This window comes from Alkalicoccus luteus, assembly GCF_012034335.1.
Taxonomy (GTDB): domain Bacteria; phylum Bacillota; class Bacilli; order Bacillales; family Salisediminibacteriaceae; genus Alkalicoccus; species Alkalicoccus luteus_A.
Genome location: NZ_JAATHJ010000005.1, coordinates 100,350 through 114,796, shown reverse-complemented (window position 1 = coordinate 114,796; position 14,447 = coordinate 100,350). Strand labels below are relative to the sequence as shown.

At 49.5% G+C, this 14,447-nt stretch carries 12 protein-coding genes and 1 other annotated feature; of the genes, 8 read left to right on the top strand and 4 right to left on the bottom strand.

What is annotated here, in order from left to right; translation table 11 throughout:
* Positions 1 to 139: 139 nt before the first annotated feature.
* The 3 genes from hisJ to rpsD all read left to right on the top strand — a co-directional run bounded on the left by hisJ (position 140) and on the right by rpsD (position 2,815).
* Positions 140 to 943 (top strand): histidinol-phosphatase HisJ, encoded by an 804-nt coding sequence (gene hisJ / locus HCN83_RS05250; RefSeq protein ID WP_168005337.1) that lies wholly within the window; start codon positions 140 to 142, stop codon positions 941 to 943.
* Positions 944 to 997: 54 nt separating this feature from the next.
* The gene (locus tag HCN83_RS05245) at positions 998 to 1,477 is read left to right on the top strand and encodes a GAF domain-containing protein (protein ID WP_168005272.1); all 480 of its coding nucleotides are present in this window, start codon (positions 998 to 1,000) and stop codon (positions 1,475 to 1,477) included.
* Positions 1,478 to 2,212: 735 nt separating this feature from the next.
* Complete coding sequence (rpsD, locus tag HCN83_RS05240; RefSeq protein ID WP_168005271.1) at positions 2,213 to 2,815, top strand: 30S ribosomal protein S4; 603 nt, start codon at positions 2,213 to 2,215, stop codon at positions 2,813 to 2,815.
* A 726-nt stretch (positions 2,816 to 3,541) separates the two neighbouring features.
* Here the strand turns inward: rpsD and tyrS are convergent.
* Complete coding sequence (tyrS, locus tag HCN83_RS05235) at positions 3,542 to 4,816, bottom strand: tyrosine--tRNA ligase (RefSeq protein ID WP_168005336.1); 1,275 nt, start codon at positions 4,814 to 4,816, stop codon at positions 3,542 to 3,544.
* A 54-nt stretch (positions 4,817 to 4,870) separates the two neighbouring features.
* Positions 4,871 to 5,081: a binding site (T-box leader), on the bottom strand.
* Positions 5,082 to 5,226: 145 nt separating this feature from the next.
* Here tyrS and HCN83_RS05230 point away from each other — a divergent pair.
* From HCN83_RS05230 to HCN83_RS05210, 5 genes are all read left to right on the top strand, one after another.
* The gene (locus HCN83_RS05230) at positions 5,227 to 8,649 is read left to right on the top strand and encodes a transglycosylase domain-containing protein (RefSeq protein ID WP_343033657.1); all 3,423 of its coding nucleotides are present in this window, start codon (positions 5,227 to 5,229) and stop codon (positions 8,647 to 8,649) included.
* Positions 8,650 to 8,798: 149 nt separating this feature from the next.
* Positions 8,799 to 9,434, top strand: coding sequence for a GNAT family N-acetyltransferase (locus tag HCN83_RS05225; protein ID WP_246238096.1), 636 nt, complete (start codon positions 8,799 to 8,801; stop codon positions 9,432 to 9,434).
* 18 nt (positions 9,435 to 9,452) lie between these two features.
* Complete coding sequence (locus tag HCN83_RS05220) at positions 9,453 to 10,055, top strand: CBS and ACT domain-containing protein (protein ID WP_168005269.1); 603 nt, start codon at positions 9,453 to 9,455, stop codon at positions 10,053 to 10,055.
* Positions 10,052 to 11,212, top strand: coding sequence for an acetoin utilization protein AcuC (locus HCN83_RS05215; RefSeq protein WP_168005268.1), 1,161 nt, complete (start codon positions 10,052 to 10,054; stop codon positions 11,210 to 11,212). Before HCN83_RS05220 ends, HCN83_RS05215 begins: the two co-directional genes overlap by 4 nt.
* A gap of 285 nt (positions 11,213 to 11,497) precedes the next feature.
* Complete coding sequence (locus tag HCN83_RS05210; RefSeq protein ID WP_168005267.1) at positions 11,498 to 11,845, top strand: hypothetical protein; 348 nt, start codon at positions 11,498 to 11,500, stop codon at positions 11,843 to 11,845.
* A gap of 161 nt (positions 11,846 to 12,006) precedes the next feature.
* Here the strand turns inward: HCN83_RS05210 and HCN83_RS05205 are convergent, their stop codons facing one another.
* The 3 genes from HCN83_RS05205 to motP all read right to left on the bottom strand — a co-directional run bounded on the left by HCN83_RS05205 (position 12,007) and on the right by motP (position 14,447).
* Positions 12,007 to 12,729, bottom strand: a complete 723-nt coding sequence (locus HCN83_RS05205; protein ID WP_168005266.1) for a 5'-methylthioadenosine/adenosylhomocysteine nucleosidase — start codon at positions 12,727 to 12,729, stop codon at positions 12,007 to 12,009.
* A gap of 139 nt (positions 12,730 to 12,868) precedes the next feature.
* Positions 12,869 to 13,639: a flagellar motor protein MotS gene (gene motS, locus HCN83_RS05200; RefSeq protein WP_168005265.1), complete on the bottom strand. Its 771-nt coding sequence runs from the start codon at positions 13,637 to 13,639 to the stop codon at positions 12,869 to 12,871.
* Positions 13,632 to 14,447, bottom strand: a complete 816-nt coding sequence (gene motP, locus HCN83_RS05195) for a flagellar motor protein MotP (protein WP_168005264.1) — start codon at positions 14,445 to 14,447, stop codon at positions 13,632 to 13,634. Before motP ends, motS begins: the two co-directional genes overlap by 8 nt.

The following is a 14,447-nucleotide window of genomic DNA, read 5'->3' as shown; positions in this document are numbered from 1 at the left end:
ATTCCACAATTTCTTTCAATTAATCTCCCTTTTTTATCCTTTTCATGTAAGAAGGTGCTAAAACGCGAACAGCTGTCCGCACCTGCACACCCTGTAAACGAAAGGATGTTTCCTGTTGCACATCAAACACGACGCTCACATGCACACCCCCTTTTGTCCGCACGGATCTGCGGACACGCTGAATGAATATGCAGAAGCCGCGCTTCTGGCCGGCCTGGACGAAATATCGTTTACGGAGCATGCTCCGCTTCCGGAAGGCTTTCATGATCCCGTACCTAATCAGGACAGCAGTATGCAGCATGCTGACCTGCCTGCTTATCTGGAAGCGTGCCGGCTCGTGAAAAAGGAGTATGACGGGCACCTGAAGATCCGGACAGGTCTGGAAGTCGATTATATCGCGGGATGGGAAAAGGAGATCACCCGTTTACTGAATGATACAGGCCCCTATTTGGACGATGCTATTTTGTCGGTTCATTTTCTTCGCATAAGCTCCGGTTACATCTGCATGGATTTCCATGAGGATACTTTCGCTGAGCTGATTGCAGCATGCGGTTCGCTGGAAGCGGTCTACCGCTTGTACTACGAAACGGTTCTCTCATCTGCTGCTGCTGATCTGGGAAAGTGGAAGCCTGCCCGGCTCGGGCACATAACGCTCGTTCGTAAATTTCAAAAGCAGTTTCCAAGAACCTTTGACGATTTTCCCTGGATTTGTGAAGTGATTGACAAAGCAGCGGAACAGAATCTGGCTCTGGATGTTAACACAGCCGGTCTTTATAAGCCGCTCTGCGGGGAGCACTACCCTCCTCCGGAAGCACTTAAACACGCTCGTTCGAAAGCGGTTCGGCTTGTATATGGTTCTGATGCCCACAAAAGCAGCCAGGTCGGCGCCTCTAGAGCTGCTGTTGACGCTTTTCTTTCTGAGCACAGCCCTTTTCTGCGCTGATCAGCCTGTGCTATAATGCTCGGCATATACTTTATCTGAAAAGGATGATGTCCCATGTTTGAAGCTGTTACCCCTTCCGGCACGCTTGAAGAGCAGTATTCGCTGCTATCACGTCAGCTGGATGCACTTCTCGAAGGCGAAACGGATATTACTGCAAATCTCAGCAATGCTTCTGCTTTGTTAAATCAATTCCTAGATGATGTCAACTGGGTCGGCTTCTACCTATGGAAAAACGATGCCTTGATTCTCGGACCTTTCCAGGGTCTGCCGGCATGTGTCCATATCGCTTACGGCAAAGGCGTCTGCGGTACGGCGGTCAGTGAACAAAAGACGCAGCGAATTGAAGACGTCCATGCCTTTCCGGGTCATATCGCATGTGACGCTGCTTCCAACTCCGAAATTGTCGTGCCTTTATTTAAGGACGGACAAATCTTCGGAGTGCTCGATATCGACAGCCCGTCTAAAGCACGCTTTACCGAAACGGATCAAAAAGGCATCGAAGCCTTCGCAGCCGTTCTCGAAAAGTATTTGTAGGCGACATCCCCGCTGAATGATTTCGCAGACAGGATAAACCAGCGACATCATCGCCTCCGTGGTTGTGAGCGACTGTTCGAATTCCTTCGCGTTATGTTACTTTTGCGACGGCTTAAGTTGTTTTATTCGTTATAACGGTCTGTTAAGGTGCGTAAGTTACGTTTGACCTCCGCTAAGTTAGTTTCATGGAGCGTTCTGTTACAATTGCCGGGCGTTGTGTAGTTTTTACCAGCCACAAGGTTGTTTTTCAGTCAGCAATTCCTTACAGACCATCACTTGCTGCGCTAAGCAGCATACGTTTGTACGAAAAACGCTTCATCGGCTGAAAGCAAGCCCACGGCAGGGTGGGGAAGCGGAGTGGAATACAACCGAATAGAATAAACATGTAAGTTGTCAGACTTTATCAACAGCCTGAGATCCGGTATAGCCGGGTCTTTTTTCTTTATGCAGCCGGTTACTATGTGCTGACTGATACATGTTTCGTTATGAAAGGAATGCCTGATCATTCGCAGTAAACTATTGACACAATGGCTGCTTCATTATACACTGTACGTTGTGCAAATAAGGCAGCCTGCGTAAACGGCTTTCAGTTCATTTCATTCCCGCGGAACGTCGAGGGGTATTGTGTAACCTCTAGCTGTCGAGGCGAAGATACCTAAAATGAAATGGCTGGGACTCGGGATTACGACCTGTTTATTTCACGAACATTCTTTCAATAAAAAGGAGGAGCTATTTATGGCTCGATACACAGGACCAAGCTGGAAGCTTTCCCGCCGTCTCGGAATTTCCCTGAGCGGTACTGGAAAAGAGCTTCAAAAGCGCCCTTACGGACCAGGCCAGCACGGCCCGAATTCCCGCAGGAAAGTAACAGAATACGGACTTCAGCTTCAGGAGAAGCAGAAGCTGCGTCACATGTACGGCATGACCGAGCGTCAGTTCCACAAGCTCTTTGAAATTGCCGGCAAACGCGAAGGAATCCACGGTGAAAACTTCATGATTCTGCTTGAATCCCGTCTGGATAACCTCGTTTACCGCCTCGGCCTTGCTCGCACTCGCCGTGCAGCACGCCAGCTCGTCAACCACGGTCACGTGACTGTTGATGGCCAGCGCGTAGACATTCCATCCTACCGCGTAGCACCTGGTCAGAAGATCTCTCTTCGTGAGCGTTCTATGAACCTGGATGCCGTGAAGGATGCACTTGAAGTAAACGACTTCGTTCCATCTTACCTCGAGTTTGATGAAGAAAAGCGCGAAGGTACGTTCACTCGTCTGCCGGAGCGTTCTGAGCTTCCTGCAGAAATCAATGAACAGCTTATCGTTGAGTGGTATTCCCGTTAATAGCCTCAACATCCCGACCCGGACTAGTTTGTCCGGGTCTTTTTTTAGTTTTTTACATCATAGGCTGAAGCTCATGCACGTGTTCTAACACTCGATCTTAACGAATTCACAGAAACAGCTCCCTCCCTAAAAAATGAAAGAAACCGTCTCTGCAGCGAGACGGCTTCTTTCCAGGCTGTTGATCAAGTCAACTTGTTTACATGTTTATTCGATTGATTGTATTTCCCCTCTGTTTACCGGCGGAAGCCTGCCGTGGGCTTGTCTTCAGCTATTTCTCAGGTGGTACCTGTCTGCAGGAAGGAGAGCGCGGCTTTCACGGGCACGCCGGACACGACGGGAAAACGGGTTTGTTTGATGGAGAAAAACGTTCCGATCGCTGACGCTGCGGCTTTTTTGGTGGATACGTTGACGTACTGGCATCCTTATTCGACGTCGAAGCGTTGCCTATATAAAGGTTCCATCCATATGGAACAAGATCGTGTGAACCACCACCAGGCGTGTCAACCGGACTGCCAGCTGCCGACATCGAAGGATCTCGACTCCGGGAGGATCAGAAAGAGGCGAAGATCCAGCGCTTCTTACGAAAGGAAGAAGCGGTTAGCTGAGCCCGTTCCCTCCGGAAAGCGAGTGTCCGCAGGTGTAGGCAGATGCAAGGTTATTCACCTGAAATTACGTTATCAACCCTCTGGAAAGAAGCCGTCTCTGCATCGAGACGGCTTCTTTCGTTTACACCCATTTAATAAGAAAGAATTTTTTCTTTCCGCGGCGGATAATCGTAAAGCTGTTTTCCAGCTTTTCTTCAGTTCCGACCACCTTGTCGAGCTCCTGGCAGCGTTCTCCGTTAATAGAAATCGCCCCGTTTTTAATGTCCTCCCGCGCCTGACGCTTCGATGGTGCGATGCCGGCTGCTATCAGCAGATCAATGAGCGGCATCGTATTTTCACTGATATCCGCTGAAGGCACATCCTTGAATCCTTGCAGCACTTCCTCCTTCGAAAGCTCCTTCAAGCTACCGCCGCCAAACAGTGCATTCGTAATGTTCTGCGCCTGGCTGAGCGCTGTTGCTCCGTGCACGAATGTTGTGAGTTCTTCAGCAAGTCGCTTTTGGGCGGCTCGTTCGTGAGGGCGCTCCTCCACCTCTGTCTGCAGCTTATCGATTTCATCCGATGTTAAGAAAGTGAAGTAATGAAGAAACTTTATGACATCAGAATCCTCCGTATTCAGCAGGAACTGGTAAAACTCATACGGGGAAGTTTTATCTGCATCAAGCCAGATAGCACCGCCTTCGGTTTTTCCGAATTTTTTACCATCGGCTTTTGTAACGAGCGGGATGGTAAATCCGAAGACCGCTTCACGCTCTTCTTCCTCTTTGCCGTACATTCTGCGGATCAGCTCAAGACCTGCAGTGATGTTTCCCCACTGATCGCTTCCTCCGATTTGAAGCTTTACACCGTGTTCTTTATATAGATGGTAGAAATCAAGAGACTGGAGAATCTGGTACGTGAACTCGGTAAACGAGATTCCGCTCTGAATCCGTGTTTCAACAGACTCCTTGGCAAGCATATAGTTCACACCGAAGTGTTTCCCCGTATCACGCAGAAAATCGATAATGCTCATTTGTCCGATCCAGTCATAGTTGTTCATTAGTTCTGCAGCGTTATCGCCTTCAAAGTCCAGAAAGCGCATCAGCTGCCCTTTAATTTTGTCGCTGAATTCCTCTACAACGCTCTGTTCATTTAAGGTGCGCTCTACGCTTTTTCCGCTCGGATCTCCGATGAGACCGGTAGCTCCTCCGACGAGAGGATACGGCTTATGGCCAGCCAGCTGGAATCTTCTCAGCGTAATTATCGTGAGGAGATGTCCAATATGAAGGCTGTCGCCAGTCGGATCAAATCCGCAGTACAGCTTCACCTGCTCTTTATCCAGCAATTCCTTTAATCCCTCTTCGTTCGTCATCTGGTTTACAAGACCGCGATGCTTTAAATCTTCTAATAGTGTCACTACCCATTCCTCCTTCATCATGATGCGCACAAAAAAGCCCCCTGCCGAAAATCAGCAAGGGACGTATAAATTACGCGGTACCACCCATGTTGAAGAGCACGCAGCTCTTCCACTCTTCCCTGATAACGCCGGGACAGCGCCTTCCATTTCTGAAAAGCCACTCCAAGACCGTAATTCACCGGATGGGTCTGCACCGGTTCCCAGCACCACCGGCTCTCTGAAGCAGACGTTCCTTCCCGCTACTTTATCTCTTCTACGTGAAATTCTTCATGTTGACTTACCTATTAATAGCACAGTCAAAATACCAAGTCAAGAGACTCCTTTATGGAATTAAGGCTTGACTCCTATTTGCGTTCAGCAGCCGTATGATATAATGTGGAGTGATAATGTTTTCGCGAGGAGGTTTTCAGGTGAGTGAAGAACGTTCTTCACGTACCAGGTTTTTCGGGAGCCACGGACCAGCCGCTGTGACGAAAGGCGTACGTATTACATCTGCTGTTTTCTGGAATTTATTGCTTATCTTCTTTATTTTAGGTCTGGCAGGTGCAGCGTTCGCCGGAGGTGCAGGTGCAGGTTACTTTGCTTCTCTGGTTCAGGATGAACCAGTACGTGATGTTGATGAACTCTCAGTTGATATATTTAATTATGAAGAAACGACGGAAGTCTATTTTGCAGGTGATGAATATCTGGGCGACCTTCCGTCTCCGCTGGAAAGACGTGAAGTCGATCTGGAGAATATTTCTGATCACCTCGTCAATGCGGTGATAGCAACAGAAGATGAATACTTTTTTGAGCACGACGGAATCGTTCCGAAAGCACTTATGCGTGCAGTATATCAGGACTTTTCCAACGCCGCCACCCAGACAGGCGGCAGTACACTCACCCAGCAGCTCGTGAAAAACCAGGTGCTCTCGAGTGAAGTCACGCATGACCGGAAAGCTGCTGAAATTCTCCTCGCGATGCGGGTCGAACAGTTTATGGAAAAAGACGAGATTTTAGAAGCATACTTAAACATCGTGCCATTCGGCAGAAATGCAAACGGACGCCAGGTAGCCGGAGCAGAAGCTGCCGCTCAGGGCATTTTCGGTGTCAGTTCTTCTGAGCTTAACATTCCACAGGCTGCATTTATCGCGGGTATGCCGCAGAGTCCATTCTCCTACACTCCTTTTCTCGGCTCCGGAGAAGTGAAAGAAGACATGGAAGCCGGTTTAAACCGAATGAGCACAGTGCTGAACCGAATGCACCGCCACGGCTATATAACGGATGAGGAATACGAGGAGGCGCTCGACTATGATATCAGAGACAGCTTAACCGGGCCTACCCCATCGAGTTATGAGGAATATCCTTTCATCGTAGATACCGTGCGCGACCGTGCAGAACAAGTTATCTTTGAACATCTGCTCGAAGAAGATGATGTGGTCCTGGAAGACATTGAGGATGAGGAATACCGTCAGCTGCAAAGCAGCAACTACCGGGAAGCCGCACGGGAAGCGCTGCAGCGAAACGGCTATGTGATTCATACGACGATTGATAAAGACATATACGATGCCCAGCAGGAAGCAGTGGCCGAGTACGAAAACTTCGGTCCTGACCGTACAGATATTGTTGAAAATGAAGAAGGCGAAGAAGTCGAGGTTACTTATCAGGAAGAAGTCGGCTCTGTGCTGATTGACAACCGGACAGGTGCGATCATCAGCTTCGTCGGCGGCCGCGATTTCCAGCAGAGCCAGTTCAACCACGCGACAGGAAATGCACTGCGCCACACTGGTTCAACAATGAAATCGCTGCTCACCTACGCTCTTGGCTTTGAAACCGGCGACTTACAGCCGGGCTTTATCACGCCGGATACGCCGTATGAATACGAATCAGAAGAAGACCGTGAAGTCACAAACTTTGACGACGATCACAGCGGGATGATCACGGCGAGAGAAGCACTTTCCCGATCCCGAAACGTACCTGCCGTTCGCGAATTTCACCGCGTCGACCAGGACTTCGCCCGGGAAGCGATGATCAACTACGGACTGGAGCGGTTTATGTACGACGAAAACCTTCCTTATGAAGGAACGCCGCTCGGTACGATGGGTATGACGGTGGAGGCAAACACGAGTGCCTACTCCGTATTTGGAAATGAAGGAAACCGTAAGGAAGCACACATGATTGCATCTATTGAGGATTCTGAAGGAAACGTAATCTTTGAACAGGACACGGAAGAAGAAGTCGAGGTCGTCTCTCCGCAGACTGCCTACCTGATGATAGACGTCATGCGTGATGTGATGGAATCCGGGCTCGGTACTGCACCGAACCTGCCGGGCTACCTCGACTTTGAATCTGACCTTTCCGGAAAAACCGGAACGAGTCAGGCACTCCGGGATTCCTGGTTTGTCGGCTTGAATCCGCACATCACCCAGGGGCTCTGGATCGGCTATGACGATGATCAGTTCCGTGTCGTGCAGGAACATAACGGCATGGGCTACGGTCCACGTACGCAGATGCTCTGGGCAGACCTGGCGAACGCAGCCTATGAAGTTGATCCGGATCTGATGGCTCCGGAAGAAGACTTTGAGCGTCCGGATGGCATCGTGGAAGAAACGATCTGCGGCATTACGGGCATGCTTCCGTCAGACCTTTGTGAAGAAGCCGGCTTTGTTACAACCGACCTCTTCAATGAAGAGTTTGTTCCGGATGAGACGGATGACAGTCTGGAACGAGTCGACTATGTTCGCGTTAATGGCGATACCTACCTGGCTCTCGACAGCACACCGTCTGAGTTCACTCGTCAAGGGGTGTCGGTCCGGGATGACTTCTTTGATCTCGGAGATGAAGATCTGTCTGAGTACCTTCCGGATGACTGGGACAACCTTATCTCAACAGATGAAGAAGCGCCGGATAACGGACGAACTCCTGGAGCACCGTCGATCAGCACCAGCGGCGATACTGTTACGTGGAACGAGCATGAGGAAGGCGATGTCGTCGGCTATCGTATCTATCGCGCTTCTAATGAAGACGGAGACTTTTCTGAAGTAACGAGCGTCCGCTGGGATGAAGACTTTGAGTATTCCGGCAGCGGCGGTGCCTATTACGTAACCGCAGTCGATGTTGCCGGCCGTGAATCTTCAGCAAGCTCAACCGTCACGATCGGCACGACAAGCGGCGGAGACAATGATGAGGACGATAACAGCGACTCGGATAATGCAGATAACGATACAGATAATGAAAGTGATTCAACTAATAACAACAGCAGCAATAACGATAACGATGATAATAACGAAAGCGATGACAGTAATAATAACGACAACAGCTCCGATAATGATAACAGTAATACGGACAATACCAATGATTCAAACAATGAAAACAACAGCAATACGAACAGTGATAACGACAGCTCTGATAACAATGGAAACGGCAATTCGAATGACAGCAATGAAAATTCGAATTCCGGTAATGGAAACAATGGCGGCGGGAACAACGATTCAAACAATGAGGCCTCGAATAATGAGGCCTCCCCCCCTTCCAATTCCAATAACGGTAATAGCTCCGGCAACAATGAGGGGAACAATAACAGCAGCGGTTCCAATAACGCTGATGAAGGCAGCAGTAACAACGGTAATATAAACGATTCAGAGAGTAACACAAATGAGAACAATTCTTCCGGCGGAAACAATGAAAGCAGTAACGAAGCCGGAAGCAACAATGGCGGGAACAATGCTGAAGATAACAGTGGTGGAAATAACAGCGGAGAACCTGATAACGCCGAATCTGAAACAAATACAGCAAACAATAATACAGCAAATAATGACGGGGCGGGAAATAACAGTGGAGACAATAATGAATAGTATAATCCAGACTCCTGCCGCACCTTCCGGCAGGAGTTTTTATATCCATTTTTATAGGCAGCTTATTGGTAACGCTTCCATGAAATCCATAGGTTTGAGTGGCAGACTATGGTATATTAGACATATTAAGATGGAAGGTAGGGATGGCCTTGAAGCATCGGAAAAAGTATCATTCTATCACGCATACGGGTAAAGAAAACCGACAGTTTCAGATCGCCGGCCCTCTTAGTACAGATACGATTGAGCAGGCTGAATTTGATGAAGGGCTGAAAGCGTTCCGGCAGCCCGAACAGCAGAAAAAAGCATTGATCGACGTATCGAAGCTGGAGGAAAGCCGCATCATCGCAGCCATTGAAAACAACAAAATTGTCGGGTACGCCGTCTATTTATACCCTGATGAAATGGAACGCTGGTCACAGTACCGCTTCGATAACCTGATCGAGCTCGGAGCAATCGAGGTCTCCATGGATTACCGGGGCCATAATCTTGCAAAAGAGATTTTAAAAGTATCGATGATGGACGATGCCGTAGAGGATTATATCATTATTACAACGGAATACTACTGGCACTGGGATCTTCGCGGGACCGGCCTGTCTATTTGGGATTACCGCGATATCATGGAAAAAGTGATGAAGTCCGGAGGGTTAATGTGGTATGCCACGGACGATCCGGAAATAACTTCTCACCCTGCCAATTGTTTGATGGCAAGGGTCGGGAGCCGGGTAAGCACGGAATCCGTCCATGAGTTTGACCGCGTCCGTTTTCAGAATCGCTATATGATCTAATTGATGGAGGTGCAGACAATGAAAATAGAAGAAGTCATGCAAAAAAATGTGATAACCATTACGACGGATGAATCTGTAACAGTCGCAGCTGCAAAAATGAAGAAACACGACGTCCGCCACCTCCCTGTTGTAGACGTGGACGGAATTGAAGGAGTCCTTTCCAACCGTGATGTGCGCGGAGCAGAATCGGGCAGCGTTTCTGACTATATGACCCGCAACGTACATACCTGTCTGCCCGGCGATTTCGTGGAAGACGCCGCCCATCAGATGCTTGAAAATAAAATTCACTGTCTGCCTGTTGTTGATCCGTATGAAAACGTCATTGGTATTCTGACAGATACCGACCTGCTCCGCACACTCGTACGTCTTACCGGCTCAGACCGGCCCTCCTCCCGCGTAGAAGTCGAGGTGGATGATAAAAGTGGAAAGCTGGCTGAAGTAACGACCATCGCGAAAGAACACGCTCAGAATATCCGCAGTATTTTTGTCATACCAGCGGAAGATGGCAGAATGCGGATTGTGATGCGTCTGCAGACGATGAATCCCGGACGCTTTGCACAGGCATTGAAAGAAAACGGCTGTGAACTGATCTGGCCTGAAGAACCGGAGATGACACTATGAAGCATGAAGCAGCCTTTGTATTTTCCGAAGAGCAGCTCGGCTACAAATTTCACGACGATCATCCTTTTAACCAGCGGCGCCTTACGATGACAAATGACCTGCTGATGAAAGCAGGAGCTTTGAACGAAGCGGACATTGTTCCGGCCCGAACGGCAACCGTAGATGAGCTGCTGCTCTTTCATGATGAAGACTTTGTTTCCGCCGTGATGAGTGCGACAGACGGACAGCATAAGTCGTCCTTCACTACCAAGTACGGTATTGGCACTGAGGACACCCCTGTCTTTCCGATGATGCACGACGCGGCATCGTGGCTTGTCGGAGGAACACTGCAGGCAGCTGACCTTGTTTTCGAAAATAAATATGAGCATGCCCTCAATCTTGGCGGAGGTCTGCACCACGGTTTCCGGGGCAAGGCTTCCGGCTTTTGTATTTACAACGACAGTTCTATAGCGATTGAATATATGAAAAAGAAATACCAGGCGAGAGTGCTTTACATCGATACCGACGCCCATCACGGTGATGGTGTGCAGTGGGCTTTTTACGACGACCCCAATGTTTGTACACTTTCCTTTCACGAGAGCGGCCGTTTTCTGTTTCCAGGCACCGGGCACGTATCAGAACGCGGTCACGGAGACGGTTACGGAACCGCTTATAACGTACCGTTCGAGGCCTTCTCAGAAGATGATACGATGCTCGAAGCATGTGAGAAAGTGATGCGCCGTGTCGTTGAAACATTCAAACCCGATGTCATATTGACACAAAACGGTGCAGATGCGCACTACTTTGATCCGCTCACGCATCTTTGCGGAACCTTGCAGTTTTTTCACGAAGTGCCGCGGATTGCTCATGACCTGGCACACGAATTCTGCGATGGCCGATGGGTAGCAGTCGGCGGCGGCGGTTATGATATCTGGAGAGTTGTGCCAAGAGCGTGGGGCAGTCTCTGGATGGAAATGAGCGGTCAGACGGCCCTGCGCGATGAGCCGATTCCGGACGAGTGGCTCGCCAGATGGCAGGAAGAGTCTCCTGTAAAATTGCCTCAGTCCTGGCACGACCCGAAAGGACTCTATCCGGAAATTCCGCGTCGCAAAGAGATTAACCAGAAAAATGCCCGCACTGTTAAACAGGCGCTGAAATTTCTTTCGAAACAGACGTAGCCGGCAAACTGAACAAGCCTTTATGCAGTCAGACCGGCTTTTCATAAAAAAAGCAGAAACCAACTTCTTTGAGTTGGTTTCTGCCAGGCTGTTGAAAAAGTCTTTCAACTTACATATTTATTCGTTTGATTGTATTTCCCCTCTGCTTACCGAGCCTGCCGTGGGCTGGCCTTCAGCTATTTCTCAGGGCGACCCTGTATGAAGGGAAGAAAGGCACGGCTTCACTCGGACACAGGCTTCTCGCGAGAAGCCTTCAAGACCCAGTCCGGCTCCGCTCGTGCGTTGATGCCGTTCGCAGATCTGAACGGCACGGCATCTTCAGACTGCGCTGATCCCACGGGCGTCCCCGCCGGACACATCGGGGAAACGGCTCTGCTTGTTGGAGAACAACGTCACAACAGACAGACACGACTGTTTTTTTACGTTTATCATGAATTCGATGAAGGACTGGCATCCCTATTTAACATCGAAACGTCGCATAGGGAAGGTTCAATCTGTGTGGAAGCCGATCGTGCAGGCCTAACCACACATATGAACCGTACTGCCAGCTGCCGACGTCGAAGGAACTCGACTCCGGGAGGATCAGAACGAGGCGAAGATCCAGCGATTCCGACAGCAGGAGGAATCGGTTAGCTGAGCCCGTTCCCTCCGGAAAGCGAGTGTCCGCAGATACAGGCAGATGCAACGTTATTCACTTAAAATGACTTTATCAACACTCTGGCAGAAACCAACTTCTTTGAGTTGGTTTCTGCTTTTTATTTTAAGAGCCGCCATCATTTCCACAGACGCTCCTGCTACCGATTGCTGCCTAATTCAGATGACAGCTTTGTAAGCGCGCTGGAAATAATAGCTGCTGAGCGTTCTGCTGTTTCATAAACCCACTTCTGAAATGCTTCGGGTGCTTCCCCATTTGCTTTATCAGACATGGAACGCAAGACTACGAACGGCACATCATGCATCCATGCGATCTGCGCCACGGCCGCGCCTTCCATTTCCACGCAATCGGCCTGAAACGTCTTCCTCAGGTCAGCTACTTTGTCTTTGTCCGCAATAAACTGATCACCGCTGACAATTTTACCTGAGTAAACGTGAACGTCATCCTCCAGCTCATTCGCAGCATCAAGCAGCCTCTGCTGCCATGCTTTGTCAGCTGGAATATCTGCAGGCGTCTCTGACATAGGAATCGTTCCCCGGGGAAAGCCCAGAGCTTCTGCTTCGATATCGTGCTGCTGGCACGAGGTGCTGATCACGACATCACCTATTTCATAATCCGGATTCGCAGCGCCTGCCACCCCGGTGAAGAGCAGTACATCCACCTCGAATACATCAATCATTTTTTGAGCAGCAGCGGCAGCATTTACTTTGCCGACCCCCGCTTTCGTCAGAACAACATCGCACATACCGAATTTGCCGATAGCATACGTATTTTTAGCAAGCTCGTGCTTTTCTTCAATCGTAAGCAGATGCATGAAGTGGGCAATTTCTTCTTCCATTGCGCCGATCAATCCGATTTTCATGCGATCCCTCCTCTGTAAATGCGTCAAAACAGGCTGCCGTCCGCCGCAGCGGAACGACAGCCTCTGCTGACTCCATTGTAACATTTACTATCACGCTGCGTGACCGTTCTTTCTTCGTATTCACTACCCGATGTCCAGTTTAATAAAGGTCATCTTCATCAAAGGACGGATCCGAAATAACGATGACAACACGTCTGTTCTGCTGCAGGTTTTCTTCAGACGTATTCGGCGCTACCGGACGAGTATCTCCGTAGCCCGCCGCCATAAAACGCTGTGGATTCAGATCTCCCGCTTCCGTGATGTAGCGGATAACGCTGCTTGCTCTTGCTCCGGACAGCTCCCAGTTGGATGGAAACTGCATCGTATTTATCGGCCGGCTGTCTGTATGTCCTTCCACTTTTACCATATTTGGTATCGTGTCAAGCAGTTCTGACACTTTATCGAGAAACGGCTCAGCCTCATCGATCAAATCTGCTCTGGCTGTCGCAAACAGAGCCTGTTCCTGCAGAACCAGTACGACCCCTCGATCATCTCTCGAAGCCGTAATCTCTTCAGTGAACTCATTTTCTTCTAAGTACTCATTCACGTCTTCGAGCAGTTCATCCAGCTGCTCGTTTAACTCGTCCTGCTCTATTTCCTCATAAGGCTCAAACGGGTCCATCTCACCGTCAGACGGCTCTACTTCCTGCTCCCGCTCTTCAGCCGGGCTTTCAAATGGCAATACGGAAGGAAATCCATCAAATACAGCCCGGTCCTGAAACGAATCTGCAATAGCCCTGAATTTGGTAGCATCCACTACCGACATGGAAAACAAAAGAATAAAAAAGACGAGGATCAGCGTCATCATATCGGAAAAGGTGACCATCCACTTCGGGGCTCCACGCTCTTCTTCCCGTCGTCTCCTATTCATTTGAGACCGGCTCCCCCAGCGGCGCTTCCTCTTCCTTCTTTTTCGAAGACGCCGGCAGGAAGGCGGCAAGCTTTTCCTGCAGAACTTTTGGATTTTGACCGGATTGAACGCCGATGACCCCTTCAATGATGATCTGCTTTACAAATACTTCGTCTTCCGTGCTGAGCATAAGCTTATGCGCCATCGGTCCGAAAACAAGATTGGCCAGCAGCGTGCCGTAAAGCGTTGTTAACAGAGCCACAGCCATGTTTGGTCCAAGCGTAGTCGGATCATTTAAATTCTGGAGCATCAGGACGAGCCCAACGAGCGTACCGATCATCCCCCATGCAGGCGCGTACTCGGCAGCTTTCTCAATCACGAGCCGGCCTTTCCGATGCCGTTCCTCCATGGCGACAACTTCTGCCATCATAATATCTTTGATGACGTCTGGTTCAATCCCGTCCACTGCAAGCAGGACCCCTTTTTCAATGAACGGATCCTCTACTTCCTCAAGACCTGCCTCAAGCGCGAGCAGTCCTTCACGGCGGGCTTTCGTCGACAGATCGACGAACGTATCTATCAGCGATCTCAGATCATGGTTGCGCGTCTGAAATGCTTCCTTAAAGACCCGGGGCATCAGCTTTAAATCTGCAAGGGAAAAGTTGATGAAAATCGCAGCCGTCAGGCCTCCGAGCACAATCAGAATGGAGGTAACCTGCAGAAAATCTGTCAGGTTACCCGCTCCGACCGTACTCGTAAAAATGGCTAAAAACATGGCGGTCATTCCGATAAACAATCCGATCGGTGTGAGTAAATCTGTTTTTTTCAT